The sequence below is a fragment of the Pedobacter gandavensis genome, from assembly GCF_032677645.1.
GTDB classification, from domain to species: domain Bacteria; phylum Bacteroidota; class Bacteroidia; order Sphingobacteriales; family Sphingobacteriaceae; genus Pedobacter; species Pedobacter gandavensis_A.
Map to the genome: position 1 here is coordinate 157,045 of NZ_JAVTSB010000004.1, position 26,415 is coordinate 183,459.

At 40.8% G+C, this 26,415-nt stretch carries 28 protein-coding genes; 15 read left to right on the top strand and 13 right to left on the bottom strand.

Annotation, left to right across the window (positions count from 1 at the left end):
* The first annotated feature begins 252 nt into the window (after positions 1–252).
* The 7 genes from R2Q66_RS08375 (at position 253) to R2Q66_RS08405 (ending at position 5,781) form a co-directional block, all read left to right on the top strand.
* Positions 253–1,383 (top strand): NAD(P)/FAD-dependent oxidoreductase, encoded by a 1,131-nt coding sequence (locus R2Q66_RS08375; RefSeq protein ID WP_316747786.1) that lies wholly within the window; start codon positions 253–255, stop codon positions 1,381–1,383.
* Positions 1,384–1,407: 24 nt separating this feature from the next.
* Positions 1,408–2,178: a methyltransferase domain-containing protein gene (locus R2Q66_RS08380; protein WP_316747789.1), complete on the top strand. Its 771-nt coding sequence runs from the start codon at positions 1,408–1,410 to the stop codon at positions 2,176–2,178.
* Positions 2,175–3,227 carry a type III polyketide synthase gene (locus R2Q66_RS08385; protein ID WP_316747791.1) on the top strand — a complete coding sequence of 351 codons (1,053 nt, stop codon included), beginning with the start codon at positions 2,175–2,177 and terminating at the stop codon, positions 3,225–3,227. Before R2Q66_RS08380 ends, R2Q66_RS08385 begins: the two co-directional genes overlap by 4 nt.
* Positions 3,228–3,279: 52 nt before the next feature.
* The gene (locus tag R2Q66_RS08390; protein WP_316747793.1) at positions 3,280–3,726 is read left to right on the top strand and encodes a 3-hydroxyacyl-ACP dehydratase FabZ family protein; all 447 of its coding nucleotides are present in this window, start codon (positions 3,280–3,282) and stop codon (positions 3,724–3,726) included.
* Entirely contained in the window at positions 3,719–4,996 is a 1,278-nt protein-coding gene (locus R2Q66_RS08395) for a beta-ketoacyl-[acyl-carrier-protein] synthase family protein (RefSeq protein ID WP_316747795.1), read from the top strand. The genes R2Q66_RS08390 and R2Q66_RS08395 overlap by 8 nt, the downstream gene beginning before the upstream one ends.
* Before the next feature lie 66 nt (positions 4,997–5,062).
* A complete protein-coding gene (locus R2Q66_RS08400; RefSeq protein WP_316747797.1) occupies positions 5,063–5,317 on the top strand; it encodes an acyl carrier protein in 255 nt (84 codons plus the stop codon).
* Entirely contained in the window at positions 5,314–5,781 is a 468-nt protein-coding gene (locus R2Q66_RS08405) for a 4'-phosphopantetheinyl transferase superfamily protein (RefSeq protein ID WP_316747799.1), read from the top strand. Before R2Q66_RS08400 ends, R2Q66_RS08405 begins: the two co-directional genes overlap by 4 nt.
* Before the next feature lie 12 nt (positions 5,782–5,793).
* Here R2Q66_RS08405 and R2Q66_RS08410 read toward each other — a convergent pair whose 3' ends face one another.
* The 3 genes from R2Q66_RS08410 to R2Q66_RS08420 all read right to left on the bottom strand — a co-directional run bounded on the left by R2Q66_RS08410 (position 5,794) and on the right by R2Q66_RS08420 (position 9,770).
* Positions 5,794–6,687, bottom strand: a complete 894-nt coding sequence (locus R2Q66_RS08410) for an exopolyphosphatase (protein ID WP_316747801.1) — start codon at positions 6,685–6,687, stop codon at positions 5,794–5,796.
* A 5-nt stretch (positions 6,688–6,692) separates the two neighbouring features.
* Positions 6,693–8,750 (bottom strand): polyphosphate kinase 1, encoded by a 2,058-nt coding sequence (ppk1, locus tag R2Q66_RS08415; protein WP_316747803.1) that lies wholly within the window; start codon positions 8,748–8,750, stop codon positions 6,693–6,695.
* Between the two features lie 132 nt (positions 8,751–8,882).
* Positions 8,883–9,770 carry a hypothetical protein gene (locus tag R2Q66_RS08420; protein ID WP_316747805.1) on the bottom strand — a complete coding sequence of 296 codons (888 nt, stop codon included), beginning with the start codon at positions 9,768–9,770 and terminating at the stop codon, positions 8,883–8,885.
* A 151-nt stretch (positions 9,771–9,921) separates the two neighbouring features.
* Here R2Q66_RS08420 and R2Q66_RS08425 point away from each other — a divergent pair, with 151 nt between their 5' ends.
* Both R2Q66_RS08425 and R2Q66_RS08430 read left to right on the top strand, forming a co-directional pair.
* Positions 9,922–10,413: a YajQ family cyclic di-GMP-binding protein gene (locus tag R2Q66_RS08425; protein ID WP_316747807.1), complete on the top strand. Its 492-nt coding sequence runs from the start codon at positions 9,922–9,924 to the stop codon at positions 10,411–10,413.
* 117 nt (positions 10,414–10,530) lie between these two features.
* Positions 10,531–10,974 carry a GNAT family N-acetyltransferase gene (locus tag R2Q66_RS08430; RefSeq protein WP_316747809.1) on the top strand — a complete coding sequence of 148 codons (444 nt, stop codon included), beginning with the start codon at positions 10,531–10,533 and terminating at the stop codon, positions 10,972–10,974.
* Positions 10,975–11,066: 92 nt separating this feature from the next.
* Here R2Q66_RS08430 and R2Q66_RS08435 read toward each other — a convergent pair whose 3' ends face one another.
* The gene (locus R2Q66_RS08435) at positions 11,067–12,380 is read right to left on the bottom strand and encodes a nicotinamide mononucleotide adenylyltransferase (RefSeq protein WP_316747811.1); all 1,314 of its coding nucleotides are present in this window, start codon (positions 12,378–12,380) and stop codon (positions 11,067–11,069) included.
* A gap of 95 nt (positions 12,381–12,475) precedes the next feature.
* Between R2Q66_RS08435 and R2Q66_RS08440 the strand changes: the two genes are divergently transcribed.
* On the top strand, positions 12,476–14,191 hold the full coding sequence (locus tag R2Q66_RS08440; protein ID WP_316747813.1) for an ABC transporter ATP-binding protein: 1,716 nt from the start codon (positions 12,476–12,478) through the stop codon (positions 14,189–14,191).
* A 30-nt stretch (positions 14,192–14,221) separates the two neighbouring features.
* Here R2Q66_RS08440 and R2Q66_RS08445 read toward each other — a convergent pair whose 3' ends face one another.
* A complete protein-coding gene (locus tag R2Q66_RS08445) occupies positions 14,222–15,115 on the bottom strand; it encodes a mechanosensitive ion channel family protein (RefSeq protein WP_316747815.1) in 894 nt (297 codons plus the stop codon).
* Positions 15,116–15,289: 174 nt separating this feature from the next.
* Between R2Q66_RS08445 and rnr the strand changes: the two genes are divergently transcribed.
* Positions 15,290–17,419 carry a ribonuclease R gene (gene rnr, locus R2Q66_RS08450; protein WP_316747817.1) on the top strand — a complete coding sequence of 710 codons (2,130 nt, stop codon included), beginning with the start codon at positions 15,290–15,292 and terminating at the stop codon, positions 17,417–17,419.
* A 38-nt stretch (positions 17,420–17,457) separates the two neighbouring features.
* Positions 17,458–18,426, top strand: coding sequence for a polyprenyl synthetase family protein (locus tag R2Q66_RS08455; RefSeq protein WP_316747820.1), 969 nt, complete (start codon positions 17,458–17,460; stop codon positions 18,424–18,426).
* Positions 18,427–18,476: 50 nt separating this feature from the next.
* On the opposite strand, the gene R2Q66_RS08460 is transcribed toward R2Q66_RS08455, so the two are convergent.
* A complete protein-coding gene (locus R2Q66_RS08460) occupies positions 18,477–19,439 on the bottom strand; it encodes a response regulator (protein WP_316747822.1) in 963 nt (320 codons plus the stop codon).
* Between the two features lie 197 nt (positions 19,440–19,636).
* Between R2Q66_RS08460 and R2Q66_RS08465 the strand changes: the two genes are divergently transcribed.
* Positions 19,637–19,993 (top strand): helix-turn-helix transcriptional regulator, encoded by a 357-nt coding sequence (locus R2Q66_RS08465; protein WP_316747824.1) that lies wholly within the window; start codon positions 19,637–19,639, stop codon positions 19,991–19,993.
* 58 nt (positions 19,994–20,051) lie between these two features.
* On the opposite strand, the gene rpmA is transcribed toward R2Q66_RS08465, so the two are convergent.
* The 4 genes from rpmA to R2Q66_RS08485 all read right to left on the bottom strand — a co-directional run bounded on the left by rpmA (position 20,052) and on the right by R2Q66_RS08485 (position 22,822).
* Entirely contained in the window at positions 20,052–20,435 is a 384-nt protein-coding gene (gene rpmA, locus R2Q66_RS08470; protein WP_316747827.1) for a 50S ribosomal protein L27, read from the bottom strand.
* Between the two features lie 57 nt (positions 20,436–20,492).
* A complete protein-coding gene (gene rplU / locus R2Q66_RS08475) occupies positions 20,493–20,804 on the bottom strand; it encodes a 50S ribosomal protein L21 (RefSeq protein ID WP_316747829.1) in 312 nt (103 codons plus the stop codon).
* Between the two features lie 84 nt (positions 20,805–20,888).
* Positions 20,889–21,401 carry a hypothetical protein gene (locus tag R2Q66_RS08480; RefSeq protein ID WP_316747831.1) on the bottom strand — a complete coding sequence of 171 codons (513 nt, stop codon included), beginning with the start codon at positions 21,399–21,401 and terminating at the stop codon, positions 20,889–20,891.
* Positions 21,402–21,436: 35 nt separating this feature from the next.
* On the bottom strand, positions 21,437–22,822 hold the full coding sequence (locus R2Q66_RS08485; protein ID WP_316747834.1) for a dicarboxylate/amino acid:cation symporter: 1,386 nt from the start codon (positions 22,820–22,822) through the stop codon (positions 21,437–21,439).
* Positions 22,823–22,969: 147 nt separating this feature from the next.
* On the opposite strand from R2Q66_RS08485, the gene R2Q66_RS08490 reads away from it, so the two are divergent.
* A complete protein-coding gene (locus R2Q66_RS08490; protein WP_062549678.1) occupies positions 22,970–23,467 on the top strand; it encodes an RNA polymerase sigma factor in 498 nt (165 codons plus the stop codon).
* Entirely contained in the window at positions 23,454–24,047 is a 594-nt protein-coding gene (locus tag R2Q66_RS08495) for a hypothetical protein (RefSeq protein WP_316747839.1), read from the top strand. The genes R2Q66_RS08490 and R2Q66_RS08495 overlap by 14 nt, the downstream gene beginning before the upstream one ends.
* A 437-nt stretch (positions 24,048–24,484) precedes the next feature.
* Here the strand turns inward: R2Q66_RS08495 and R2Q66_RS08500 are convergent, their stop codons facing one another.
* From R2Q66_RS08500 to R2Q66_RS08510, 3 genes are all read right to left on the bottom strand, one after another.
* Entirely contained in the window at positions 24,485–24,940 is a 456-nt protein-coding gene (locus R2Q66_RS08500) for a hypothetical protein (RefSeq protein WP_316747840.1), read from the bottom strand.
* Between the two features lie 84 nt (positions 24,941–25,024).
* Positions 25,025–25,909, bottom strand: coding sequence for an AraC family transcriptional regulator (locus R2Q66_RS08505; RefSeq protein WP_316747842.1), 885 nt, complete (start codon positions 25,907–25,909; stop codon positions 25,025–25,027).
* Positions 25,896–26,261 (bottom strand): hypothetical protein, encoded by a 366-nt coding sequence (locus tag R2Q66_RS08510; protein WP_316747845.1) that lies wholly within the window; start codon positions 26,259–26,261, stop codon positions 25,896–25,898. The genes R2Q66_RS08505 and R2Q66_RS08510 overlap by 14 nt, the downstream gene beginning before the upstream one ends.
* Positions 26,262–26,415 lie beyond the last annotated feature (154 nt).

Genomic DNA, 26,415 nt, shown 5'->3' on the forward strand with positions numbered 1-26,415 from the left:
AGCTTTAAAAAGAAGAGATTTACGTTGTTTTTTGTTGGTGCTCAAATATTACAGCAGGAGATCTGAATGAAAAACTTTTCCATACAGGCTGATACTTTTCGGAAAAGTATCAGTTCATGAATTTAATATTTGGTGTTCCAATGTAGGAATCCATAGGGGTACGAAGGGGTGAAATTCTTAAATCATTGGGATGAAAATCATAAAACAAGTTAAAAACCAAATCTTTAATACCCTTGTTATTAGCAATAAGGGATGAGAACTATGGAATCTAAAGTGGAGATACTGATTATAGGTGCCGGGCTCTCCGGATTAACTGCTGCGCTTCATTTTTTAAAATCAGGCTTCCCGGTTACCCTGATCGAAAAGGGCAGTTACCCGCATCACAAGGTTTGCGGCGAGTATTTATCTAATGAAGTATTGCCTTATCTGGAATGGCTGGATTTAGATTTGAGTTCCTTATCTCCTGTACCCATTCATCAATTTCAGTTTTCCAGCCCGGACGGACAAATCCTGGAAACCGAACTGCCTTTAGGAGGTATTGGCATCAGCAGGTATTCATTAGATCATTTTCTTTTTCAACAAGCCCTGGCCAGAGGTTGTCAAATGATTCATGATACGGTAACAGATCTTAGTTTTAAAGATGAGGTGTTTACCGTCAATCTCGCCAGTCAACAATTGATCAAAGCTAAAGTGGTGATCGGGGCATACGGCAAACGCGATGGACTGGATCAAAAACTATCCCGTAATTTCATACAGAAGAAATCTCCATGGCTGGCTATAAAAGCACATTATGAAGGTTCATTTCCTGATGGTCTGGTAGCAGTTCACAATTTCGAAGGTGGTTATTGTGGCGTTTCAAAAGTAGAAAACAACCGGGTTAATGTGTGTTACCTGGTAGATTATGATTCTTTCAAAAAGTATAAAAGCATACCCGAACACCGCTTGCAGGTGCTTTATAAAAACCCACATCTCAGGAAAATACTGGACGGTTTAAAACCCTTGTTTGATCAACCAATCGCCATTGGCCAGATCTCTTTTGAAAAGAAATCAATCGTAGAAAATCATATCCTCATGATTGGAGATACCGCAGGCCTGATTCACCCATTTTGTGGAAACGGGATGGCCATGGCAATCCATAGCGCCAAACTCTGCGCAACTTGTGTGATGGACTACCTTAAAAAAGAAACTTCTACCAGGTCTTCCATGGAATGGCGATACCGGAGGTTATGGAATCAACATTTTCTGAGTCGTGTCAGTGCCGGGAAGGTAATGGCAGGAATTCTTAGAAAAAAACAACTGACCAGCAAATTCATGCGTATATTAATAAAATATCCTTTTTTATTGTCAATGATGATTAAGCAAACCCATGGTAAACCGATTTGATTACCCGAAAAATCAACCAATTAAATGATCGATACCCGTTACAGAAGCGAATTGCCGGAAATCATGGATAACTTTTCCATGGAAGGGGAAATACTTAAAGATGCGCTCGATAAAATAGCGGGCATTAACAAGCTGTTAGGAGGTAATAAAGTAACTCTTGCTGGCGTAAAAGAATTGCTGAACTATGCAAAGCTACATGATTCCGTAAAACCACCGTCTTCTGACCAACCATTGCCATCCAAAACCAGAAAAGAAATCCGGGAGATCAGTATCCTTGATGTTGGCTGTGGAAACGGGGATATGTTACGCGTTCTGGCAGCATATGCAGCCAAAAATCATTTGAAATTCAAACTCACTGGAATAGATGCCAACGCCTTTACAATAAAACATGCCAGTCGTTTATCCTCCGCTTATCAAAACATCAGCTATGAATGTCTTGATATTTTCCAGGAATCTGCGCTAAATGATCGGTACGATATCATTTTATGCACCCTTACTTTACACCATTTTAAAGACCCGGAAATTATCCACCTACTGACGATATTCCGCGAAAAAGCAAGATTAGGCATTGTCATTAATGATTTACAACGCAGTGCTATCCCCTATTATCTGTTTATCGCCTTATGTTTCGTATTCCGGCTCAACAGAATGTCAAAAGAAGATGGCCTCATTTCTATTTTAAGGGGATTTAAAAGAGAAGACCTGGAGCAGTACTCCAATCAATTGAAACTAGTTAACACATCCATCCGATGGAAATGGGCTTTCCGCTATCAATGGATCATTCCAACAATATGAGCGTAAAAATTATAGCAGTTGCGAAATCAGTTCCTGAATTTTCCAGAACCACAGCGGAAATCATCCCCTTCTTAGACACCTGGTTGTCCGGACAGGATGATCGTTTCCGAAGAAAAGTAAAGAAAGTATTTGAGAATGCGATGGTTGATCAAAGGTATTCCATCATGTCTCCGGAAGCGGTTTTCGGAAATGCATCTTTTGAGGAACGGAATGATATATATATCCGTGAAGGGATCAAACTCGGCACCAACTGCCTGCGGGATGCTTTAGAGAAAGCAAACTGGCAAGCTAAAGACCTGGATTATATCATCACCGTAAGCTGTACCGGCATCATGATCCCCTCTTTAGATGCTTACCTAATCAATGCTTTAAACCTCCGCCAGGATATTGTGCGCCTTCCCGTCACCGAAATGGGCTGTGCGGCAGGGATTTCCGGCATCATTTACGCCAAGAACTTCTTAAAAGCAAACCCGGGGAAACGCGCCGCAGTAGTCGCAGTAGAATCACCAACATCTACCCTTCAACTGAACGATTTTTCGATGGCCAATATGGTGAGTGCCGCTATTTTTGGCGATGGTGCCGCCTGTGTTTTACTCTCTGCTGATGAACATGAAAACGGCCCTGAGATCATTGGAGAAGAAATGTATCATTTCTACAATTCCGAACAGTTAATGGGTTTTCATTTGAGTAATACCGGTTTAAAAATGGTCTTAGATGTGGATGTTCCTGAAAACATCGCGGCTCATTTTCCGGAAATTATCCATCCTTTTCTAAAGAAACATAACATAGAACTAAAAGATATTGATCATTTGATCTTTCATCCGGGTGGCAAAAAGATCATCCAGGTGGTTGAAGAACTTTTCGGGGATTCCGGAAAAAACATACTGGATACCAAAGAAATACTGCGGCAATATGGAAACATGTCTAGCGCAACGGTGTTGTATGTACTGGAACGCTTTATGGATAAAAAGCCTTTAAAAGGTGACCTTGGGCTAATGCTCAGTTTCGGACCGGGTTTTTCTGCACAGAGAATATTATTAAAGTGGTAACTTTACCAGATGATTGACATAAAAATCATTTATATAAAAAACTGAGACAAACATGAACAAAGAAGAAATCCTAACCCACTTACCTTATAGCAAACCGTTTTTATTTGTTGACGAACTATTGTCGATCGACGAGAATGGCTCTGTCGGAACCTATACCTACGATAAAGACCTTGATTTTTACAAAGGCCATTTCAAAGACAATCCGGTAACTCCTGGTGTGATCTTAACAGAAACTATGGCTCAAATCGGTCTGGTTTGTCTTGGTATTTACTTAACGGCAACCGCAACATCCGGCTTACCGGGACACGTCATGTTAACCTCTACCGCTATCGATTTCATGAAGCCTGTTTTCCCTGGAGAAAAAGTAACGGTAACGACTGAAAAAGTATATTTCCGTTTCAAAAAACTTCATTGTAATGTTCAAATGACTAATGCAGCCGGAGAAACCGTTTGTAAAGGAACCATTTCAGGAATGGTAACCAATAAAATGAATGCCTAACAGGGTAGTCATAACGGGTATGGGTGTGGTGGCACCAAATGGAGTCGGTCTGACTCCTTTTCTGGAGGCTATCCGCGCCGGCCGTTCCGGTATCACCCATCATCCGTTATTAGAAAAACTTCAGTTTTCCTGTCAGATTGCAGGGACTCCGGTCCTGTCTGAAGAATTAATCGCCAACTACTTTTCGGAACTGGAACTGAGGAACTTCAACAGTTCCGGCATCCTTTATGGCGTTATCGCAGCGATGGATGCCTGGAAAGATGCCGGATTAACTATTGAACAGTCCGCAGAACCCGACTGGGACAGCGGAACCATCTTTGGCAGCGGCACTTCCGGAGTGGATAAATTCAGGGAAGCCATCTACAAAATAGACGACTTACAAACCCGCCGTTTAGGCAGTAATGTAGTCTCACAAACCATGGCCAGCGGCATCAGTGCCTATATTGGCGGCAAGCTCGGACTGGGCAACCAGGTGAGCAGCAATTCGTCCGCCTGTACAACGGGCACAGAAAGCGTTTTAATGGCCTATGAGCGCATTAAATCCGGTCAGGCAGTAAGAATGCTTGCGGGAAGCACCAGCGACAGTGGGCCCTATATCTGGGCCGGATTTGACGCCATGAAAGTCTGCACTTTTAAACACAATGACAGTCCGGAGCTTGGCTCCAGGCCAATGAGCGTCAGTTCAAGCGGCTTTGTACCCGGAAGCGGCGCCGGTGCATTTGTGCTCGAATCACTAGAAAGCGCCTTAGCCCGGGGCGCCAGAATCTACGCGGAAGTCCTTGGTGGCCACGTAAATTCCGGTGGACAACGTGGCACAGGCACCATGACGGCTCCAAATGCCATGGCCGTTCAACGTTGTATCCGCATGGCGATTCAAAATGCAGGTATCACCGCCAGCGAAATAGACCTGATCAACGGACACCTCACCGCCACCTCAAAAGACAGCTTAGAAATCCAGAATTGGTGCGAAGCTTTAGAAAGGAGCGGCGAAAACTTCCCCTATATCAATTCCTTAAAATCCATGATTGGCCATGCCCTCAGTGCCGCCGGCAGTATCGAATGTGTGGCTGCACTCTTACAAATGGAGCATGATTTTATCGCGCCAAACCTCAATTGTGAAGACCTGAATCCAGAGATCACGGCCCTCATTTCTCCAGCCTGCATCCCCCAAAAATCAATTCCTCATCCCATCCGTATACTTGCCAAAGCCAGTTTTGGTTTCGGAGATGTCAATGCTTGTATCATTTTTAAAAAACATATTAGCAAATGATCTGTTTGTTACAGATATCACCTATAATCCAGGAATATGATAGCCGTACCAATTCATAATAAAAACATGGACAGATCCTCAATACTCTCCAAATTAAAGGTCATTGTTGCCAATTACAGTCACGACAAAGACGCTTTAGACTACCTCAATGAAAGCACTGACTTTATTAAAGACCTAAAAATCAATTCCGCCAATCTGGTAGATGTGGTCCTGGATGTTGAAGAAGAATTTGATATCGAAATAGACAACCTATCTATGGAAAAAATGCTGAATGTAAGTGCCGCGATAGAAATCATTACCGACAAATTGAAAGCAAAATGATAGGAAATGATATCGTTGATTTGCGACAGGCAGCACTGGAAAGTAACTGGCGCAGAAAAGGATATCTGAACAAGCTATTTACAACAAATGAGCAACAATGGATTCTCAAATCGGAAAACCCTGATCAAATGATCTGGTTGTTATGGAGCATGAAAGAATCTGCTTATAAAATCTATTCCAGAAGGAAAAATTTGCGGGAATTCGCTCCTTTAAAACTCATTTGTAAAACACTGGAAATCAAAGGAGAAATGGCCAGCGGAAGCGTAGCCTGTGAAAATCACACCTTTTTCAATCAAACCCTGCTCAGTACTCATTTCATCCATACCATTGCGAGCGAACAATACCCAATCCAGTCGGTTAGGGTAAAAATCAGCAGTTATGAGGTTACAGATACCAGCTATCGGAACACGGAGCCGGCCACAGTGAGTCACCATGGCCGATACCTTGCGATGGCTTATCTATAACCAAATGATCACCTATTTTGCTGAGTCCGTTAGGTTTTCTTCAATCAAAAGATTGATAATACCATCTACCAGTCCAACTTTTGGTACATAAATCTGCTTAATTCCCGTCCATTTCAACAGCGTGATATAAATCTCGCAAGCCGGAATAATCACATCTGCACGGTCTGGATTTAATCCAAAAACCTGGATTCTTTCTTTTAAAGAATGACTGTTCAGATTGTTATAAAGCGTTTTTAACTTGATAAATGACATTGGCATCCCTTCCTTTTCATCAGACATGCGGAACAGTTTATTGATGTTTCCGCCAGTACCAATAGCGGCCAGGTTTTTATGCCCTTTGGTATTTTCTTTTACCCACAATTTCATCTCTTCCCAGGTCTCTTCTCTATCCTGATTGTCCAGAATTCTAATCGTTCCAATATCAAATGATTTTGAAGCTACCGGAATCCGGTTTACAAAGACAGAAAGTTCTGTACTTCCCCCACCAACATCGATATATAAATAGCTTTTTTTATTGTCAAGCGTCTCTTCAATATGATTGGCATAAATGATATTTGCTTCTCTTTGACCATGGATTATCTCCAGGTTCAGGTCACAAACTTCTTTCACCTGTTTGATGATTTCGCCACCATTTTCCGCTTCACGCATCGCTGAAGTGGCACAAGCCAGGTATTTAGTGACCTGATAAACGTCCATCAGGTTTTTAAAGGCCAGCATGGTTTTCAGCAAATCTTCCGTTTTTCTTTTAGAAATCCGGTGATCCAGAAAAGCATCATCTCCCAAACGCAGGGGAACCCTGATTAATGTATTTTTCTTAAAGCCAAACCCTTCATCTGTTTTCGTGATGTCGGCAATTAACAACCTTACGGCATTGGACCCTATATCTATAGCAGCATATCTAAGCATTGGCTTTATTGATGTTTATTTTTTAAATAATTATAGGTTTGAACCTGCGCTCTAACCTTCGTATTGATTCTGTTTTTATGGTATTTGTTGTTGTTCAATTTGGTGATATCACGCGCTTTTACATTGTCCTGAAGCTGGAACTCAATAATATCACGGATTTCTTGTTTCACCTCTTTGTCTAGCACCGGAAAGCCAACTTCTACCCGATGCTCGAAATTCCTGGTCATCAGATCTGCGGAAGAAAGATACATTTCTTCCTTGCCATTGTTCCCGAAAATGAAAACTCTGGCATGTTCCAGAAACTTATCAATGATACTGATTACGGTAATGTTTTCACTAAAACCGGCAACACCCGGTACCAGGGTACAAATTCCCCGCACAATCATCTTGATTTTCACCCCTGCATTGCTGGCCTCATACAATTTCTCTACGATTCCCTCATCGGCCAGACTGTTTACTTTAAGGATCATGTAAGCAGGCTTTCCTGTTTTGGCAATCCTGATTTCACGATCAATCATTAGATAGAATTTAGTGCGTGTTTCCAGTGGCGAAACGATCAGGTGTTTAAATCCACTGACCACCATTTTCCTATTGAGACCGGCAAATAGTTTCACCAGATCCTGTGTAATCTCTTTTTTAGCGGTAAAAATACTATGGTCACAATAGATGCCTGCGGTCTTTTCATTGAAATTACCGGTAGCCAGATTGGCATAATATACCGCCTTTCCTTTCTCTATTCTTTTGACAAGGCATATTTTCGAATGCACTTTATAATCTGTCAGACCATAATTTACATTTACCCCTTCTTCTTTTAATCGGGTACTCCAGAAGATATTCGCTTTTTCATCAAACCTGGCTTTTAATTCGACCAGGCAATTTACCTTTTTACCGTTTTTAGCGGCATTGATTAAGGCATTAACCACTTTGGAGTTCTCCGCAAGGCGATACAGGGTGATGTTAATCTCTGTTACTTTCGGATCAATCGCCGCCTCTCTCAGGAACAAAATGATATAATCATAAGATTGATAAGGGAGATTTACGAGGTAGTCTTTTTCAGCAAGTTTATTGAAAATACTTTCTGTACGGTGTAAACCGGCTACTTTCAAAGGAACATTTGGCGGATATTCGAGTTCTTTTCCACCCACATTCGGGAAAGCAATGAAATCACCAAAACGGTGGTATCGGTTTCCGGGGATCAGACTCTCCGCTTCAATTTTCATCTTGTTCAACAATACCGTTAACATCTCGAAAGGCATTTCAGTATCGTATAAAAGTCGCATGGGCTTACCTCTTTTTCGCTTATCCAGACTACTCTTTAATTCTTCAATAAACTTATCACTAACTTTTTTATCGATATCTAATTCTGCATCTCTGGTCAACTGTATAGAAAATGCGTCAATTACATCATAATTAAACACATAAAAGATATCATCCAGACAATATTTAATAATATCCTCCGCCAAAATGATAAACTTTAATCCATTAGTTTCCGGTAAGACCAGGAATCGGGGAAGATTAGGAGGTAATTCTATGAGTGCATACCTTGCGCTGATTTTAGAAGAGGCTTTAGAAAGGCGTACAAAGAAATAAAGATATCTGTCTTTTAATTCCGGAAATGGTTTATCCAGATCAATCATGATGGGCACCAGGTTAGAGAGGATTTTATCTCTAAAATGATTCCGCACAAACTCCCCTCTGGCCACATTCAGCTGTGTTTCATTGAGGATAAAAATCCTGTTTTGTGCCAGTTCATTAATCAGTGTAGCCTGAAACAGCAGCTCGAATTTCCGCTCCTGCTTCACCACAATATTCTTTATTTCATTTAAGATCTTTTTAGGATTGAATCCCAATAAGGCCTTCGCTTTTTCATTTAGATTGGCCAAACGGCTCATGGTGGCAACCCTTACCCGATAAAATTCTTCCAGGTTGGAGGAGAAGATAGAAAGGAATTTGATCCTTTCTATCAAGGGTACAGTTTCATCTGCCGCTTCCTGCAGGACCCGTTCGTTAAAATATAACCAACTGATCTCTCTATTTAGGAATGGTGCCTTTTTTCTTGTCATGTATAAATAAAAAAATCCCTGTAAGAAACAGGGATGCTCAAAACTGCAAATTCTATTGTTAATTCAGTGTTAATTATCACCTCCTCCAAGAATTAAAACTTAACGTCCCGCTATTTTGCTATTCAGGGTATTTTAAACTGACGTTGAATCCGTTACTGCTGTTTTCTCTACAGCTGGTTCTTCGCTGGTATTGGTATTTTCCGGATCTGCTGCTTGCGCTGCTGTTGCAGGAGCCGCTGCTTTTTTAGCCGGTCTGCCTACACTCGCTTTAGCACCCGGAGCTTTTGCTGCTGTCGGTTTTGCTGCAGTAGTTTTTGGTTTTACCGGACTAGCTTTAGCGGTAGCAGCCTTCGCAGCTGTTGCTTTAACTGCTGTTGCTTTAGCGGCAACAGGCTTGCTTGCAGCTGATTTAGCAGCAGTAGCCGATTTTGCTGCTGATGCAGTCGCTTTAGCTTTAGCCGCTGTTTTCGCTGTATTATTTTTGGCTGCTGTTTTAGCCGCTTCGTCCAATATATCAGTGACTTCTTTCTTCAATACCGCAACTTTTTCAACGGCTATTTTAGCTGCTGATTTCGCTTTTTCCGATGCATTTTTCAAAGGTTTAGCCAATGCTTTTGCCGCTTTTTCTTCCGTTGCAATAGCCGCAACTTTTACGCTTTGAACTACTGGTTTAGCTTTTGCTACAGCTTTCTTAACTACTTTTTTTGCTTTTTTAACTTCTTTTTCGACATCTTTCTTCAAAGCTTTGGCTTTTTTCTCCGCTTTTTTAGTCAATGGCTTATTTGCTTTCGCCGCTTCTTCTATTTTTGAATTTACAGCTTCTCTCACTTCAAAGAATTTCGTAGATAGTCTTCTTGCAACTACTTTACTTGCTTTTGCAATGTCATCACCGATTTTTTCTGCATCATGTCCCAAATGTTTTACCACTTCGAAAAACTTCGCACTTAGACTTTTCTCCAATTGTTTTTTTGCTGCACTTTTAGCAACTTTCTTTTCTACTCTTGATTTTTTGCCTTTCATATTCGTTTATTTATAAGTTTTTAGGTTGATCAGATAAATAGGACACTGCTCAGTTCATATTCCTTGTTTAATGTTTATATTTGTGATGAGCACCCATTATGGGTTAAATTTCACTTAAATCTAATATTTTTTTTATTCTAAAGCTATAATCATGCCCACTTTCGATATTGTAAGTAAAGTTGACGCGCAAACATTTGACAACGCGATGAACAATGCCAAAAAAGAAATCCTGAATCGTTATGATTTCAATACCTCAAAGAGTACGATTGATCATGACAAGAAAACCAATCAAATCACGATTGTAACGGAAGATGATATGCGTTTAAAAGCCATTGAGGATGCTATTATCTCGAGAATGATGAAACAAGGCCTTGATTCTAAGAGTTTAGACTTTGGAAAAGAGCAATATGCTTCCGGAAATATGATCAGAAAAGAGATTTCCATCAAGGAAGGTATTGACAAAGAAGTCGCTAAAAAAATTGTTGCAAAAATAAAGGCCAGTGGATTAAAAGTTCAGGCATCTATGATGGATGACCAGGTTCGAGTACAGAGTAAGAACATTGATGACCTGCAAGCAGTCATTTCACTTTGTAGAGGCGAAGATTTCGGTCAGCCATTACAGTTCATTAACATGCGTAACTAATCTGGTTACCCGCAGTTTCCAGCTGTTACTATTCATTTGATCACATCATTTTAAAGGTGTGATCAAATGATTACGCTCTTCATTCTTTTCAAACCCGTAAATTAAAAACACGAGCCAATGGAAATTATTGATAGTGGATTTGTGTATTCTGATGATCCTCAGAAAATTGATCCGATTGCCATCCATCATTATTTAAGTACTCAATCTTATTGGGCGCAGAATATCCCCCTGGAAACCGTAAAAAAGTCGATCGTTAATTCGCTGTGTTTCGGTATTTATTTCGAAGGAAAACAGGTTGGCTTTGCACGATGGATTACAGACAGGGCTACATTTGCTTACTTGGCGGATGTATATGTAGAAGAAATTTACCGCGGACAAGGCCTGGCGAAAAAGCTGATGTCTTTAATGCTTTTCCATCCGGATTTACAAGGATTGAGAAGGTATATGCTGGCTACTATGGACGCACACGGATTGTACACGCAATTCGGATTCAAGCAGATTGATCATCCGGACCGCTTAATGAGTATCGTGATTAAAGATGCTTATCTAAATAACGACTAAGCCGGAAAGGTCTTCCGGAAATCATAAAAAACAGAAAACCCGGTCGAAGAATAAATTCAAAGACCGGGCTTTTTATATCATTAGACTATTTATTAAACTGTTTTCACATCACCTTCACTGTAATCCTTAATATCGGCGATATAGCCGTTTAGAATCAGGAAGTCGAACAATGGCTTTGCATCCGGTGTTACCGGCATATTTGCACTGGTGATCACCGTATTCGTCTTTTTATCCAGGAAAGGATAAGCAAACAAGCGCACGTTTTTGCTAAACATATCACTCACATAACTCAGCAACTGACTGGAATAGTTCTCCCCGAAATTACTGGAGTTAAACACAAATTTAAGGTTATTAATATTCGTAGAAATTCCAACACTTTTTGGTTTGCAACGGTCCAGGTATTTCGCCAGTTTATTGTGTCTGGCAAAGTTAGAAACCATCACAAGGTTCCCCGTTTTACACATATCTTCCGCACGTTTTGCAACGGCTTCCAGGTCAAAACTTTCCGGCTCATCGTCTCCGGCACTCAATACATTCGATAAAAGCACCTCGATCAATACGCTTAGATTCTCTTTGCTGACGCTTTCTGAGCGTACAAACTGATCTACCGCCTTATTCAACATGCTAAAGTTAGGATTTGATTTCTGCGCATATTTGGTGCGAAGAATCATAATGTCCTTTTTATACAGCAAGTCTTTCGGCAGACAAGGGTTCCCTAAGGAATCAAAAATCGCTGCATCAGAAAAGTCTTTGACAATCAGATACAGGTTCAAAAGAATATTATTGATATTTCCAAAAGCAGGGCCACTCACAGAAATCAGGTCGATCTCAACAGAACCTACAGTCAGGTTATCCGCTAAAGATTCGATCATCGTTTTCGGATCATTCTTATAGTAGAAAGCCGCGTAAACCAGATTCACACCGATAATCCCCAATACATTTTGTTGTAATGCGGCATCAGTATCCAACAACCTCACATGGAAAAAGATCTCGTTTGGCTCACCACCTGGTTCCGATTGAAAACGAATTCCAATCCAGCCATGGGGATCATTTGATTTGTTGTAATTTAAAGTCGTCACGGTATCCGCGAAAGCAAAGAAAGTACGGTCGTCATACTTCTCTCCGTTCAGTCTTTCATTTAACAAGCCAAACTCATGGCTCAACATCTTCAACAGTCTGGATTGACTAACATACCTTCCCGATTCTTCCACCCCATAAATCGCATCACTGAAAGTCATGTCATAAGCCGACATGGTTTTAGCAACCGTTCCTGAAGCAGCACCCGCAGTAAAAAAGTTACGGGCCACTTCTTGCCCCGCCCCTATTTCTGCGAAGGTTCCGTAAATCTTAGGGTTTAAGTTAATCTTCAAGGCTTTACGCTTGGTATCCAGAATTTCTCTTTCCATACTGCAAAAATAACACAATAAGACGGAATTCAGGCCATAAAATTGCCGATCTTGACTCAAAATTTTAAAGATCAAAACACTATCTTGCTTGTCAGATGCTAAACGTTACCAACCTCAACATACAATTCCTGAATAAAGGAGACAAATCCTGGCTTACTGCGGTGACTGACATCAGTTTCCGTGTAGATAAGGGAAAAGTTCTGGGCATTGTCGGGGAATCCGGATCAGGGAAATCTGTCACCTCTTTTTCCATCATGAGGCTACATGATCCGCTGAATACGAAAGTTAGCGGCGACATAGAATTTGACAAGATCGACCTCTTAAACCTTTCTCCGGAGGAAATCCGCAGGTATAGGGGCAACAAAATTGCCATGATTTTTCAGGAACCGATGACTTCCTTAAACCCCGTATTCACGTGTGGCTATCAGGTACAGGAGGCCATTATGCTCCATCAGCATAGCGATAAAGCAAGCGCTAAAGCCAAAACCATTGCCCTATTTGAGGAAGTGCAATTGCCCCGCCCAGAGCAAATATTTGAAAGTTATCCGCATCAATTGTCCGGCGGACAAAAACAGCGCGTCATGATTGCCATGGCCCTAAGTTGTAATCCAGAGCTTCTAATTGCAGATGAACCCACTACCGCTTTAGATGTGACCGTTCAAAAGACCATTCTTGAGCTGTTAATGCGGATAAAAAAAGAACGCGATATGGCGATGATCTTTATCTCCCATGATTTAGGCGTAATCGCGGAGATTGCCGACCAGATCGCGGTCATGTACAAAGGGAAAATTGTAGAGCAGGGTTCCACAAAACAGGTTTTTGAATCACCAAGGCACCCTTATACCAAAGGTCTGCTGGCTTGCCGGCCAAACCCTGCATACTTATTGAAAAAGCTTCCTGTAGTTGCCGATTTCCTGGCGGGTGATCCCGATCTGGCCGTCGCGCATTTGCTACAAAGCAACAGTTACCAGCCTCAAGAAATCAGCGCCAGAAGAGCGCATTTATATACACAACAGCCCATCCTACAGGTGAAAAATCTCTGCACCTGGTTTCCAATTAAAAAAGGTCTCTTTGGAAAAACTACTGATTTTGTGAAAGCAGTGGATCAGGTGAATTTTGAAGTGTTCCCCGGAGAAACCCTGGGCCTTGTTGGAGAATCTGGTTGTGGCAAAACTACCTTGGGCAGGAGTATTTTAAGGCTGATCGATCCAACCTCAGGAAACCTTGTTTTTGAAGGAAAAGAAATCACCACACTCGCTAAATCCGAACTCCGGAAAATGAGAAGAGATATACAGATTATCTTTCAGGATCCCTACTCTTCTTTAAACCCAAAACTGACCGTTGGCAACGCCTTAATGGAGCCTCTGCAGGTACACGGACTGTTTGAAAATGACACTAAAAGAAAAGCCCATGTATTGGAATTACTGGAACGGGTAGACTTAAATCCGGCAACTTTTAACAAGTATCCACATGAGTTTTCCGGTGGACAAAGACAGCGGATTGTGATTGCAAGAGCATTGGCCTTACAGCCGAAATTCATCATTTGTGATGAGTCTGTCTCGGCATTAGATGTTTCTGTACAGGCACAGGTGCTTAATTTATTAAGGCAATTGCAACAGGATTTCGGACTAACTTACATCTTTATTTCCCATGATCTTTCTGTGGTGAAACACATTTCTGACCGGATCATTGTGATGAATAAAGGAAAAATAGAAGAACTAGGCTTTCCGGAGGAGATTTACTTCCATCCTAAGGCCGAGTACACTAAAAGACTGATTGCAGCGATACCTGGTAAGGTCAACAAAGATTAGCCAAATACAGCAAAATAGCTTAATCCTGGTTTAATGAATTTCAGGTTCTACAGAACCACTGGCCAACTGGATTAGCGCCGTATTCAGCAACCTCCTAACCGCGCGTTCCTTCACCTTATCATAATGTTTCAAAAGCACCATCACTTTGAAAATGGCCACATCCTTATTGATGGCAATCGTTTTTATCGACAAGCCGCCTTCTACCACATTATCTACATCATTTTCAATGGCTTTGTTCAGGTATTCTTCCAGAAAATCAGGCGTGTAACTATACCTCAGCGACAAGTCAAATTCTATACTTAATTTCTTCGTGTTTTGCTTAGACTGGTTCACGATGACCGAGCCAAAAGCCACTGAATTTGGAATGATCACCATATCACTATCTTCATTTTGAAGGATCATATTGGTGAGTGTAATGTCCAGAATTTTCCCTTCATGCTCCCCTAGCTTAATATAGTCACCTAATGATAAGCGGTCTGAAAACATGATGATCAATCCATTAATCATACTGGTGATGTAATCTTTGAAAGTTACCGCCAGTGCAGCTGCCACAATCGACACACTAAACACCAGGTCTAAAGGATTTACGCTAAACAAGGCCGTCAATGCCAAGGCAAAAAACACCGTATTAAAGATAGAAACCACCCTGTTGATCCCCAGAATAAAGTTATCCTTAATCGTCTTTTTCAGTCGGTGTTTCTTGATATACCAGTAAATTACAACCAACCGAAGGATGGAAACGAGCAAACTCGGACCTAAAAACAGAATACAACCCCTGGTTAATTTCCCTAAAAAAGGATACTCGGTATAGACCTGAGGCGCTTTGATCGCAAAATAAATCAGGACTGTGCAAATCAATGCCTTGATCAGAATCATGATCAGTTCTTTACCTGTTTCCCGTTCTTTATCTTCTACTGTTATCAAAACCTATCTTCTTTAATAAAACCTTATTTATTCAAAGATACAAAAATCGGCCATCCATTATTAGAGAATTAACCTCATTTACACCGTTCTATTGCCCGATTAAAGACATTTAACTGCGCATTTGGCAGCTTTTCCACTTCAAATTGTTACCTTCGAATGATTCATATCTATACTATGGCAAAAAATAAATCATCTCAGTTAGAACTCGTTTTAATACAATTAATTAGCGATGTTCTGGAGAAAAGCAATAAAGAGGCCCTGAATTACAAACAGGTCTCTGCAAAATTAAACATTACAGATTCCGATGCTAAGGAAACTATCCTCGATATATTGAAACAACAGGCTAAGAAAGGCATTTTTGCCGAACCTGAACGTGGCAAGTTCAGACTAAAAGACCTGAAAACCTTTATCATTGGAAAAGTCGACATGACTGCCGATGGTAATGCATTCATCGTCCCTGACGATGAGTTTGAAAAAGATGTATTCGTATCTGCACGTAAACTTCACAATGCCCTTCATGGCGATAAAGTGAAAGTGTACATCTACGCCAAGAAAAGCGGTCGTAAGAACGAAGGCGAAGTAGTTGAGATTGTTCAACGTTTAAAAACTGACTTCATCGGTGTGATTAAGATCTCCGACCGTTTCGCTTTTGTAAACGTGGACGACAGGAAAATGCTACATGATATTTTCGTACCCTTAACCGACCTTAACGGTGCTAAAAACGGCCAAAAGGTACAAGTAAGTATTACAGATTGGCCGGAAGGTGCTAAAAACCCGATTGGTAAAATCAGTAATATCCTTGGAGAACAAGGTGAGAACAATACGGAAATGAATGCGATTCTTGCGCAGTATGGTTTCCCGCTGAGCTTCCCACCGGAAGTAGAAAAAGAGGCAAATGCCATTCCTGAGGAGGTATCAGCAGAAGAAATTGAAGGTCGCAGAGATTTTAGAGATACGGTAACGTTCACAATTGACCCTGCGGATGCCAAAGATTTCGATGATGCCATTTCCTTTAAGAAACTGGACAATGGTAACTACGAGATCGGTGTTCACATTGCCGATGTATCGCATTATGTAAGGCCTAATTCGGCTCTGGATAAAGAAGCATATGGCAGAGCAACTTCGGTTTACCTGGTAGACCGCGTGATCCCGATGCTTCCGGAGCGTTTAAGTAACGGTGTTTGTTCTTTACGCCCAAATGAAGATAAACTGTGTTTTGCAGCTGTTTTCGAACTGGATGAGAAAGCAAATATCATTACCCAATGGTTTGGCCGCACGGCAATTCACTCCAACAGACGTTTCAGCTATGAAGAAGCGCAGGAAGTGATTGAAACCAGGGAAGGTGACTATTCAGAAGAGATTCTTAAACTGAACGAACTTGCTTATATCCTGAGAGAGAAGAAATTTAAAGAAGGAGCGATCAGTTTTGAAAGCACTGAGGTTAAATTCAAGCTTGATGAGGCCGGTAAGCCAATTGGTGTCTACGTAAAAGAACGTAAAGATGCCCATAAACTGATTGAAGATTACATGTTACTTGCCAATAGAAAAGTAGCAGAGTTTATCGCTAAAAAAGGAAAAGGCAAGCAGAAATACACCTTCATTTACCGCTCCCATGATTCACCAAATCTGGAAACCTTAAATACGTTTGCCCTTTTTGCAGCGCGTTTCGGTTACAAGATCAATACGAAATCAGATAAAGAGATTGCAAAATCACTGAATTACCTGATGGCAGATGTGGAAGGTAAAAAAGAACAGAATGTATTGACACAATTAGCGATCCGTTCGATGGCAAAAGCGGTCTATACGACTAAGAAAACCAGTCATTACGGTCTGGCATTTGATCATTATACCCACTTCACTTCTCCGATCAGACGTTACCCTGACGTAATGGTACACCGCCTGCTTGCGGCTTATCTGAACGAAGAGAAATCTGCTAATGAGGAAGAGTATGAAATTGCTGCTTCTCATTCTTCAGCGATGGAAAAACGTGCTGCTGATGCAGAACGCGCTTCGATCAAGTACAAACAAGCAGAATACCTGGAGGATAACATCGGAAACACCTATACAGGTCTTATTTCCGGCGTAACCGAATGGGGCATGTACATTGAGATCATTGCCAATAAGTGCGAGGGCATGATTCGCCTGAGAGACTTAACAGACGATTTCTACGTACTTGACGAGAAAAACTACTGTATCGTAGGCCAGCGTAAAAAGAAAACTTATCAGCTGGGCGATGAAGTACAGGTAAAAGTGAAAAAAGTAGACCTCTCGAAAAGACAAATAGATTTTTCTTTAATCCAATAATATAAAACAGATACTTCGGTAAATTCTCTGCAAAAAACATGTATACTCCTACCCAATTACAAGAAATTATAGACAAAGCTATTTATAAGATCGAATACCCGGCAACACCTGCAAGACTTTATGAACCCATTCGTTACATCATGGGTCTTGGTGGTAAAAGAATCAGACCAGCACTAGTATTAATGGCTGCTGATTTGTTCGGCGCCGACATTGAAAAAGCGATCCCTGCTGCATTAGCGATAGAGACCTTTCATAATTTCACTTTAATACATGACGATATCATGGACAATGCGCCATTGCGCAGAGGCCAGCAAAGCGTACATGAAAAGTGGGGTGTTAACAATGCCATTCTTAGTGGCGATGTGATGATGGTAGAATCCAACAAACACCTTTCGATGTTAGACAGTAATGTGCTTAAAGATGCATTAGACACCTTTAATACGACCGCTCAGGGCGTATGTGAAGGTCAGCAGTTAGACATGGAGTTTGAAGAACGTGAGTTTGTTGGCATCTCTGAGTACATCAACATGATTCGTTTAAAAACTGCGGTATTACTAGGCGGGGCGATGAAATTAGGTGCTCAGGTGGCGGGCGCAAGTCCGGAGGAAGCTGCACAACTGTACGAGTTTGGAGAAAACATCGGGATTGCTTTCCAGTTACAGGATGATATCCTTGATGTTTACGGAGATCCGGAGAAGTTCGGAAAACAGGTTGGTGGTGACATTATCGCCAATAAAAAGACCTTACTCCTGCTGAAATTAAAGGAGCTGGCAGAACCCTCGGATCTGCAGGAAATGGAACAACAAAGTAGCAATACAGATTTCCAGGATAAGATTTCCAACATGACGATTTTGTACAACAAGTACGACATCAGAGGGTTGGCGAGTCTGGAAATGAGAAACTATTCTGACAAAGCCTTCGAAGCATTGAGTGCTTTAGCAGTCCCTGAGGAAAGAAAACAAGAATTACTACTACTATCTAATCAGTTGATGAATAGAGAGCACTAAGACGCTTAAAATCAGTTTAAAATACAAAAAGCAGCTATAAGGGGAACGCATTAATCTTCTAATAGCTGCTTTACTTTTTCCGCGGTGAGTGGTTTTACAAAAAAATCCTTGACACACATAAAAGATTTGGCTCTCAGTTTTTCTCTGGGGTCTATCGAAGAAGAGACAATAATGACATCTATAAAGATTTGATGTTCTTCCATCATGTGGAGGAATTTCCAGCCATCAATCTCGGGCATGTGCAAATCCAGCAGAATCAAATCCGGTTGATGCTCTTTAATGTATCCTAAAGCAATCTGCGGATCATTGAACAACGCTATTTTTTTCTCGGTATAGTGTTTCCGGATCAGCATCTGGTGCAACCTGTTGGTGATCACATCATCATCTACCAGCACAATATGATTGGTATCAGTTTTTTCCGACAATGCGGTAAAAAGGTCCTCATTTTCGGGCTTGTGCATCATGGAATTGAGCATTTTAATGATCCCATCAAGTTTTAAGGCCTGTAGATTAATGTCGTTGAGCAGCTGATTGATCTTCGCGACTTCAAAGCTCTCCAGTTGCTGGTAATTGGCGAGTGTAGATAAGCTCAGGATATTGGTAATCGGTGCCCTCAGCTCATGTGAAGTGAGGTGGGAATATTCACCGAGCATTTTTAAAGAGCCGGAATGATCGCTTTCATTAATCAGGGTACACAACACCTGATCGGCCTGCCCTGCTTTAAACAATGGCGTAAATATAATCTGAAGGAGTATGTCGCCGGTATTTTCAATCCCAAATCGTTGTACAATGCTAAAACTATGACCGCCGAAACACCTGATGAGTAAACTTTGAAAGTTCTTTCTGTATTTCTGTGCAATGATTTCCACAGCTAAATCCCCAATTGAGGGAGATTTAATCAAAAAGCTATCCAGTTCATTTTGCGCTTCCACCTTAAAAGACACCAACCGGTGATTTTTATCAATCGTAAAAAACGAGCAGTCTGCGACTTCGCAAATCCTTCTAATTGGCATATTTTATTCTTTTAAAGCCCATAATGAGTACCATCGACCTACTATTGGTCTCTACTCATTAGCCTTATAATTAACATAATTGAATCCGGCAGATGATTAACCTGTACCAGAACCTATTTATGGAGTCATAATTGCCTTCTTTATCAAACAATTAACTCATTTGTAATCAACGCAAATCAACGAAATATATATTAGTTATGCAAGAAATTCTATCAAAGAAGGATATTGGGGAAAGGATTAAGGATTTGAGGGCTAAAAACGGTCATTCCCAGTTACTGATTGCGGAAGTGCTCCAATTATCCAGAAGTAATTATTCCCAGATTGAGCTTGGAAATCAGTATCCTTCCTTTCATACGCTTCATAAACTCGCCAGATATTATGGCAAGACCTATCATTGGTTGATTCATGGTATTGAAGAGGAACAGAAGGGGGAAAGCATCAGTAATGCCAATCAGCTCATTGAGGAGCTGGAGCGCAGTTTAAAACAGTTCAGTGCTACCGTTGATAAGTTGGCGGAAGAACTGGATATGTTAAAGGAGAAAGCTTTAAAATAAGCAGTAACACAAAAAGGGCCATCACAATATGCGATGGCCCTTTTCAAATATGTTGTAATTATTCTGCTTTTGCAGCAGCTTTCTTAGCAGGTGCTTTTTTAACTGGAGCAGCTTCTTCCGTTGCAGGAGTGGCTACTTTTTCAGCTTTAGCAACTGGTGCTTCTACTTCTTCTTCAGTAATTACTACTGGAAAAGGAAGGATAGAAACGTAAGATTTGTTGTCTTGTTTCTTTTTGAAAATTACAGTACCGTCAACTAAAGCGAATAAAGTATGGTCTTTTCCGATACCTACTCCTTTATCAGGATGGTGTTTTGTACCACGTTGGCGTACGATGATGTTTCCAGAGATTGCTACTTGTCCACCAAAGATTTTGATACCAAGGCGTTTACTATGCGATTCACGTCCGTTTCTCGAACTACCGGCTCCTTTTTTGTGTGCCATGTTTTATATTTTATGAACTACCTGATGATCTGGTAACTCGTTTTGTTTAACAAATAATTATAAACTGATACCAGAAATCTGGATTTTAGTGAAGTACTGGCGGTGACCATTTTTCTTCTTGTAACCTTTTCTACGTTTCTTTTTGAAAACGATAACTTTATCACCTTTTAAATGAGACACGATCTTAGCTGAAACTGAAGCACCTTTCAACGTAGGGAAACCTACAAGAATTTTACCATCTTCTTCAACCAACAATACATTGTCAAATTCAATACTAGCGCCTTCATCTCCTTGCAAACGGTGTACAAAAAGGTGCTGGTCTTTTGCAACTTTGAATTGCTGTCCTGCTATATTTACTATTGCGTACATTGTTAAATAATTATTGTTTTAAACTGTTTATTTTTTTTATCGAGGTGCAAATATAGAATTAATTATTTTAAATCCGCAACAGATTTACTTTTTCTTTCCATACCTTTCTTCGGCATCATTGATACTCTGTGATACAAGGGTTTTCATTTGCCCTGCAAGTCCTTTTAACTTAGGGATCTCATTGTAATCCTCCAGGTAGATCACTTTCTTGGATTTATTCTTGTAATGAAACGTGATCTCATAACGTAATGCTTTGTTTGTAGCCAGGTCTGTGCCCTGGTTGGCAATTACGTCCGGAAAATTCCAGAAGCCAATCTCCGCAGCTTTACTGTGTAAATAAAGCATATCATTATGACGCAGCTTTACATTGGTTTTGATCACTGAGTCTCTCCCATCCACATACTGATAATCCCCTGTTGCAGAATTATACGTATTCTCCAGATTATTCCCTTCGCCCCATTTGAATTCAATAGATTGAAATTCTGTAGATTTAAAAGGCGCATTGCGAAACATTGGCGTGTAATAAATGACACAATAAGCCAAAAAGGGAACGACAATGGTGAATAATAGGAAGATTTTCTTCGCGTTTGTACTCATGTTATATGTATTGTAATTATTGGTGTGTTTAAAAATTAGTCGAGGGGCTCTGTGAGCTCACCTTCCCATTTACTGACTACTGCGGTTGCGATACTGTTACCAACCACGTTGGTTGCAGATCTACCCATGTCTAACAATGGATCAATACCAATCAATAAGGCCAGTCCTGCTTCAGGAATGTTAAAGGTGGCAATAGTTCCTGCGATCACCACTAAAGATGCCCTCGGAACGCCCGCAATCCCTTTACTGGTCAACATCAGGATCAATAACATTGTAATCTGTTGCTCAAAAGACAAATGGATACCGTAAGACTGTGCAATAAACAGGGAAGCAAAAGTCATATAGAGCATTGATCCATCGAGGTTAAAGGAATAACCGAGTGGCAATACAAAACTCACAATTTTATCTTTACAACCGAAACGCTCCAGTTGAAGCATGGTTTTAGGATAAGCAGCTTCACTACTTGCCGTACTAAAGGCCAGCAATACCGGCTCTTTCATTCTGTTCATCAGATTAAATACACGGCCTTTAAGGATGCTCCAGCCAATCATAATCAGCACTACCCAAAGCAGTAACATACTACCGTAAAACTCACCGATAAATATGGCATAGGTAGACAATACGCTTAAACCTTGTTTGGCTACAATCGCAGCCATGGCCCCGAATACCGCAAAAGGTGCGAAATTCATCACATATCCGGTTACTTTAAGGATCACATGTGCTACCGCATCAAAAAACTTAATGATGATCTGGCCCTTTTCGCCAATGGCAGCTGTTGCTACGCCAAAGAACAGGGAGAATACTACAATTTGCAGGATTTCATTGGTTGCCATCGCCTCCGTCATACTTTTAGGGACGATATGGGAGATGAAATCTTTCATCGACAGGGCTACTTTATGAATCCCTGTATCCGCATTTGCAGGCGGCAAAGGTAAATTCATTGCTAATCCCGGTTCAAAGATATTCACCATGATCATGCCGAGAATCAGCGACAATAATGACGCACTCATGAACCACAACATGGTTTTTCCACCAATACGACCTACCGCTTTGATGTCGCCCACTTTAGCTACACCGACTACCAGGGTACTAAAAACAAGGGGGGCAACGATCATTTTGATCAGTCTCAAAAAGATATCGCTTAGTAAAGTCAGGGGTTCTAAAGCCTTCTCTCTCACTTTTTCCGCTTCCGCTCTTGCCTTTGTAGCCACTACTTTCTGAGCATTCAGTTCTGCATACTGCGCAACAGTGGTGTCTTTAACGCTGAGTAATTTTACTTCAACATTTTTGAGCTGAGTCTCTGTTTTCGCAATATTTTCATTGTAGTCTTTAAATGAATGGACATTCAAATAATATCCTAATCCAACACCCAATACCAGGGCAAGAAAAATGAAAAATGTTAACTTATTATTTTTTGACATACTAACTTTTAAAGTATTTATACAGTTTGTAAAACTACAACAATTACTTTATTCTCTAAATATAATTAGTAAAGCAACTAACTTTATACAATCAACCTGTAACAAAAAGCTATAATTTAGTCTAACAGCATAATAAAAAGCCGCATATTGAAAGAGAAAGACCTGTTATTTAAACAAATCTTCGACACCAATTCCAAGAAAATATTCCACCTTTGTTACGGTTATACGGGCGATCAAGACGCTGCAAATGACCTGCTTCAGGAGACTTTTCTAAAGGTTTGGCAGAACCTGGACAAGTTCCGGAATAAGTCGCTGATCTCCACCTGGATTTACAGAATTGCTGTAAACACCTGCCTGACCTATTTAAGGTCCGAAAAGCGCCAGGCCAAAGACGAACTCACTGAAAACATTATAGAAACCCGACCGGAAGAGCTCTCCGAAAAGAACGAACAGGTCGCTTTACTCTATAAATCGATCTCTCAACTCGAAGAAAATGACCGTTTGATCATTACCATGGTGCTGGATGAATTGCCATACCATGAGATCGCGGACATCTCAGGAATCAGCGAAGGGAACCTGAGGGTAAAAATCCACCGCATAAAATTAAAACTTACCGAATTATACAATCAGCATGCAAGAATTTGATCACATACAATCGCTTTGGCAATCCCATACGGTAGCCGTTAAGCTGTCTTCCGATGAAATGCTGGCACAGGCTAAAAAGGAAGTGAATGCGATGCGCAACAGGTCGGTATTAAATATCGCAGGTCTGGGCCTGTCTTTTCTGGCCCTGGCAAGTCTTTTGTTTTTTCATTTTCAGTCCTGGGCTACCTATGCCGGTATTGCCGTATTGCTGATCGCGATCGGAGCTTCTATATTTGTCATCTACAAAGGTCAGCGTTTGATTTCACAAAATGATTTCACGACCCATCCCAATGAATTTCTGGAGCGCCTCAAAGCCTATCAAATCAGCAGATTCAATCTTCACCATAAAATGTACTGGATCTATACCGCTGCATTAATCATCGGTACATCGCTTTACTTCGTCGAGGTGCTCTCTTATATGGACCTTTGGGCTCAGGTGCTCATCGTCATTTTCACGCCTTTATGGATGATCCTCTGCTCTACCTTCATCAGAAAAGCAGTGGTTAAAAAAGACATGGAAAGAATCGCTTTACTCATTGAAAAGTTTGAGCGACTGGGAAGCCAGTTTAAAGAACAGTAAACACCAATTATATAAAATAAAAAGGGAGCTATGCGAATAGCTCCCTTTTTATTTGCGCAATCCGTTCGGGATGCTGCCGTAATGTGGTCGTATTGTGTCCGGATTTCATAGGTTATTGATTGATCCTTAATAGGTGGTTGATAGGTCCTTGATAGGTCCTGGAGTCCTATTAAAGATGGTTAAAGGACCTAACAATACTGGTGTGAATATGGAAGGAGTACGAAGGCATCCCGAGCGCAGTAGGAACACAGGCTCTTGCCTGCCGGAACAGTTGGAATCCGCAAATCAGGGCACAAAAAAAAGCCATCTTCAAAACTGGAGATGACTTTTCCTTTTTATTAACTAACCCAAATTTAATTCATCCGAACTTATACCTGGATTTCCTATTGACAAATGTAAGTGGTCTTTAAAAGACCTGATAAGCGAAAATCACCAAGTTAAATATTTTCATTAAATCGACTCACCTGAGTGATTTCCCAAAGTCCTTCTGCGCCCTGCTCAATCGTGATGTAATTCCTTTGCACAAATAAGGGGAACCTCAGGTCTACCCGCACCAGGGTTAGCGTCTTGCTACTGGAAATGATCTCATAATCAGACTCGCAGTTCAAATCTGATTTACCTAGTTTTTTATAAAATGAAACCAGTTCTCTTTTAGAATGCTTCCCTATTTTTTCCCCGAGACAGACACATACTTTGGCATTTTCGTTCAACACCAGATTTAACAACTTCGCATCGGTATGCGTACTTGCTTCAATAAAAGCATTGACTACAGTAAGGGGTTTACTATTTACTGTTGTTTTGAGCAGGCGGTCGTCGTTGTTTAGGGGGCGACTATAGCCAAACATGCCACTGACACACAGCATCAGCAAGCAGGCAAACAAGTTCTTTTTCATGAGCTTCTTTTTTATATAAAAATCGCTCAAACAACTGACTACCAATGTACTAAAAACACTTTTTAATCAGAAAAGCAAGAAAAACTAGCGGTATTGACCGGGGGTAACCTGGAAAGAATTTCTAAACAGGCGGATGAAAGAACTCGGACATTCGAAGCCGACAATGTCTACAATTTCGTTGACCGGATAATCCGTATTGCGTAAAAAATATTTGGCCTGACGCAACCTGATACTGGTCAGAAATTGATGTGGCGATTGGTGATAGGCTTGTTTAAAGGTCCTTAGAAAGTGGTTTACCGAAAGGCAGGCAATTCTGGCGATCTCCTCTAAACAAATGTTTTTATTGTAATTACTGATGATGTAATCCCGGGCAATGCTCAGTCTCCTCAGTATTTCTGATTTGGTGGTATGACTTAAGAATTTAAGCGAAGCTTCTCTGTGGGTCACTTCTGCATCATATAAAGCATAGTAATTGTGCAGGGCATGTTCCAGATAAGTGTTGAGCAATAAATTATCCTGACATCCCTGATCAAGGTGTTTTTTCAAGTTCAGCAGGTTAAACTTCATATCGCCTTCCAATGGATAAATGGCTTCTACAAACACCGGTGCTTTTCTTTCAGTCGAAATTGGTTCGTCTAATAACAACTCCGCTTTAGCGTTTCTGACATACTCAAAATCCAGGACAAAATCCGGGTCAAAAAGCACAGACATGGAATCCACTTTCAGCATAGAATCAATTTTCCGATGGTAGGAAGTATCCTGGTTTAAAAAGATGAAATTTCCGGAATAAAGGTTGAGTTCCCTATTGGCAATAGTATAAGCGGCTGCACCGTTAAAGATCATTTGGATCTCGTATTTCCCGGTTGTAGCCTGATGTGCCGACTCATAAGCCGACTCCATTATCACTTCATTCTTATCGACCAATGTGCTCTGAAACGTCATTTCCTTTTTTACATTAAGCATCTTCATAATCTCTTTCTTCCAGCAACAAGGTGAGGTTCCCCCAGGGGTCATAAAACTCACATGTTAAGCCCCTTTTTTCATAGGACGGTACGGATACCATCTGGAAACCCTGCCTTTTGAGATTGCAAAAATCTCTCAGACAATCTTGTGTATAAATTACAATCACCTCAGGGTCTTTCTGTTCATGCTTAACCAACATTAACCGATGGCCATTAAACATTCTCAATACCGGACACATTTTCCCGCCAACCAACAAGTCTTCTTCTATTTCCAGCCCTAATTCCTCTATGAAAAAAATAGCAGGTAATCGGGTGTCTTTTACAAACAGTACCTGGTAATTTAACTTATCAGCCATCATAGCGATCAGCGGGTTAGTTTTATAATAATTTATTTACCAAAATTACACTTCACAAATCAGCATCTATTCCCCCCTTAAGGGGTATATTTAGGGTATTATTAAAAATCACCCTTTAGGGGGTATTTTTAAAGTCTGTCAGGATAAATATATTTAC